Here is a 3,901-nt window from a genome sequence, read left to right as displayed (position 1 = left end):
CTTTACGAATGCTTTCCATCAGACGTTGGTAGTAACGCAGGTTATGGATTGTATTCAAGCGAGCGCCTAAGATTTCATTACAACGCTCTAAATGGTGAAGGTACGACTTGCTGTAGTTTTGACAAGTGTAACAGTCACAATGCGGATCCAATGGTGTTGTATCCGTTTTATGTTTCGCATTACGGATCTTGATCACACCACCAGTCACAAATAAGTGACCATTACGTGCGTTACGCGTTGGCATTACACAGTCAAACATGTCGATACCACGACGAACACCTTCAACCAAGTCTTCTGGCTTACCTACGCCCATCAAGTAGCGAGGTTTGTCTTCAGGAAGTTGAGGACAAGTATGCTCAAGAATACGGTGCATGTCTTCTTTAGGCTCACCTACTGCCAAACCACCAACCGCGTAACCGTCAAAACCGATTTCCGTTAGACCTTTTACCGACACATCACGTAAATCTTCGTAAACACCACCTTGGACAATACCAAATAGGTTGTTCGGGTTTTCTAGCTTCTCGAAGTGGTCACGTGAACGCTGTGCCCAGCGTAATGACATTTCCATCGATTTCTTCGCTTCATCGTGTGTCGCTGGGTAAGGCGTACACTCGTCAAAAATCATAACGATGTCAGAGCCCAGGTCTTTTTGAATTTCCATCGACTTTTCTGCGTCCATGAAAATCTTGTCACCGTTTACTGGGTTACGAAAGTGAACACCCTCTTCAGTGATCGTACGCATCTTACCAAGGCTGAATACTTGGAAGCCGCCTGAATCAGTAAGAATAGGACCGTGCCAGTTCATAAAATCGTGCAGGTCACCGTGCATTTTCATCACTTCTTGACCAGGACGTAGCCACAGGTGGAACGTATTACCTAGCAGAATTTCTGCACCAGTACCTTTTACTTCTTCTGGTGTCATACCTTTAACGGTACCGTAAGTACCTACTGGCATGAACGCAGGAGTTTGAACAGTGCCGCGTTCGAAAGTCAGTTGACCACGACGTGCATTGCCGTTTTTCTTCTTAAGATCGAATTTTAATTTCACGATGCCTCCGGGTGTCAGAGAAACAGTCTGACTGAGTGTTTAGGGCTCTACCCTACTTTAAGGAGCGGTCGCTTTTCCTTGCGAGAGACAAAGCAATGGATGCTTTATTTCCTAGCTTACTGCTAGCACTCGTAAATCTATTTTTAACTACGCCGTTTTCTTCTTGATGAACATTGAATCGCCATACGAGAAGAAACGGTATTTGTTTTCCACCGCATGTTTGTAAGCATTCATGGTGTTCTCGTATCCAGCAAATGCACTCACCAACATGATCAGTGTTGATTCAGGCAAGTGGAAGTTTGTGATCAAGCAATCCACTAGCTGATATTCGTAACCAGGGAAAATAAAGATTTCAGTATCGCCAAAGAATGGGGCCAGCTCAGTCCCTTTTTGCAATGCGTCTTGCGCTGCACTTTCAAGTGAACGCACAGATGTGGTACCAACAGCAATAATTCGTCCGCCACGCGCTTTCGTCGCTTTAATTGCGTCGACGACTTCTTGTGGTAATTCTACGTACTCGGCATGCATGTGGTGATCGTTGATATTTTCCACTTTTACTGGCTGGAATGTACCCGCCCCAACGTGCAAAGTAACGTAAGCAAACTCTGCACCTTTCGCTTTGATTTTCTCCAAGAGAACATCATCAAAGTGAAGGCCCGCCGTCGGTGCCGCAACAGCACCTGGCTTTTGATTATATACCGTTTGGTAACGCTCTTTATCTGCATCTTCGTCTGGACGGTCGATGTAAGGAGGAAGCGGCATATGGCCGATTTCTTCCAGAATTTCTAGTACCGTCTTATCAGAACTAAATTTCAGTTCAAATAAAGCATCATGGCGTGCAACCATTTCTGCTGAATATTCATCATTCTCGCCAACAATAATGGTTGTACCTGGTTTTGGTGATTTAGAGCAACGAACGTGCGCGAGGATGCTTTTCTCATCCAACATGCGCTCCACTAGCACTTCTAATTTACCGCCCGATTCCTTGCGGCCAAAAAGACGAGCAGGAATAACACGTGTATTATTAAACACCACTAAGTCACCGGGTTGAACTTGGCCCAATACATCAGTAAATGTGCCATCAATGAGCTCTCCGGTATTGCCGTCCATTTGCAGCAGTCGGCTAGCGGTACGCTCTGGTTGAGGGTAGCGAGCGATGAGTTCATCTGGAAGGTCGAAATGGAAATCTGATACTTGCATGTTACTTGTCTTATCTATTGGTCAAATCACGTCTAGGCGACGATAAAATTGCGACGAGTTTTTCGCAGCAGACTAGTATATGTTTACATGCTGCAATAGCAAGCAAATCACCAGAATATAGCAGTAAAAGCCATGGTGAAGAGTGTAATAAAACGTGAAAAGCCTCGATTACTTGGCACTATTTTTAATTTGAGCCCAAAAGAGAGAACATGAAAAAAGCAAAGCAGCGTATACCGCTGCTTATTAGTTTGGCATTCCAATCGCCCTATCAAACCTCACGCTTTCGCCACAAGAATAACGGCACGAATAAACCCAATAACCAAAACCCTAGACTGCCACCTTCATCATCTGAGCCTTTGAAATCACAGTTATTGGTCGCAATGCCATCGTGACACTCTTTATTGTCACCACTTTCATTGTTAGCACTTTTGATAAAATTCGGCGCAATGATGTAACGACTTGGTGGCGCATCGGCAGTGATGTAAGACTGTACCCAGTCGTAATAGTGGCTCACCTTGGTGTAGAAACTTGGGATCGTCAAAGAGCCACACGTTGGTAGAATAAGGGGGCCGCCACTAACAATACCAATTTGTTTGCCGGTCGCCACATCGACCAACGGGCCACCACTGTCACCTTTACATGCAGAGTTGCCATATTGAGTATGGCTATCTGGCTCCAATACATGGTTTTGTGTTGGTAGCGTACAAATTTTGGTTTGGTTGTCTCTTGAATCAATGATCCCCGGAAAACTGCTGCCAATTTCTAAACGCTCATAACATTTGTCGATGGGTAAAAATGTGCTAATGGTGGTTTTGAGCGTATTAGAAGGTTCAGAAGCATCCGGCTGAGTAGCCCCCCATCCAAACACTTGCACATTTTCGACACGTTGATTGGTCAGGTAATTATCATTCCAATCCGCCACCAAACGTGCTTCGATACTCTCCATGTCAACTTTACTCGCTAGGTCAGCAAAGCTCGCGTTTGCCACTGGGCGCGTGAGATACAGCAACGCGATGTCTGAATCTAAACCGGTTTGGATAGGTTTCACGTTGCCATTACTGTCGGTCTCAGCTTTTGAAATCCGAGTGTAATCCGGATGAACCACAACGTGAGACACCGGATAGAAGTTATCAAGCCCTGCAGAATTAAGTTCATACACATTCGCATTCACCGACAGCTCACCCGGCGGGGTCACATAGTAGGTTGCTTCATTGGTTCCTTGTCCCATCACCACACAGTGCGCCGCAGTCAGTACCCATTGCTCTGTCAGCATCGTTCCACCACACAGCGGAAACTCTGCCATATTACTTGCTCGCAAAGTAACGCGGTCAACAGGATCGGTTTGTTCATCTCCTAACACAATCGCCTGTGTTGATGGCACACTGAATGCCGCCACTGCCAGCGCAATAAGTTTGTTACACGTTGTTCGTTTCATCTAGGTTGCTGTCTTCAATTTGGTAAGCCTGGACGTATCTTCTTCGAGAGAAGAATCTTGGAAAATCCAGCGAATAAAAATGTGCGATTCAATTCATTGGATTACCTTGGGAACACATTCAATATCAACTAAAAATGCCAACTGACTCGCACACAAACCGACTTATTCAAATTAATAAAAACACCAATAAAACACAGATTACGCAGCCCATCAGCATT

General features: G+C 45.2%; 3 protein-coding genes. All 3 read right to left on the bottom strand.

Annotated features, from left to right (window positions below; all coding sequences use genetic code 11):
• Positions 1-1,048, bottom strand: a 1,048-nt coding sequence (gene tgt / locus CAG68_RS10500; RefSeq protein ID WP_161441118.1) for a tRNA guanosine(34) transglycosylase Tgt, incomplete at its 3' end; no start/stop codon positions are given.
• A gap of 147 nt (positions 1,049-1,195) precedes the next feature.
• Positions 1,196-2,248: a tRNA preQ1(34) S-adenosylmethionine ribosyltransferase-isomerase QueA gene (queA, locus tag CAG68_RS10495; RefSeq protein WP_054729195.1), complete on the bottom strand. Its 1,053-nt coding sequence runs from the start codon at positions 2,246-2,248 to the stop codon at positions 1,196-1,198.
• Between the two features lie 268 nt (positions 2,249-2,516).
• Positions 2,517-3,683: a trypsin-like serine protease gene (locus CAG68_RS10490; protein ID WP_086046546.1), complete on the bottom strand. Its 1,167-nt coding sequence runs from the start codon at positions 3,681-3,683 to the stop codon at positions 2,517-2,519.
• Positions 3,684-3,901 lie beyond the last annotated feature (218 nt).

The sequence above is a fragment of the Vibrio sp. V42_P2S4T144 genome, assembly GCF_009904715.1.
Classification (GTDB): domain Bacteria; phylum Pseudomonadota; class Gammaproteobacteria; order Enterobacterales; family Vibrionaceae; genus Vibrio; species Vibrio alginolyticus.
This window is presented reverse-complemented; position numbering and strand designations above follow the sequence as displayed.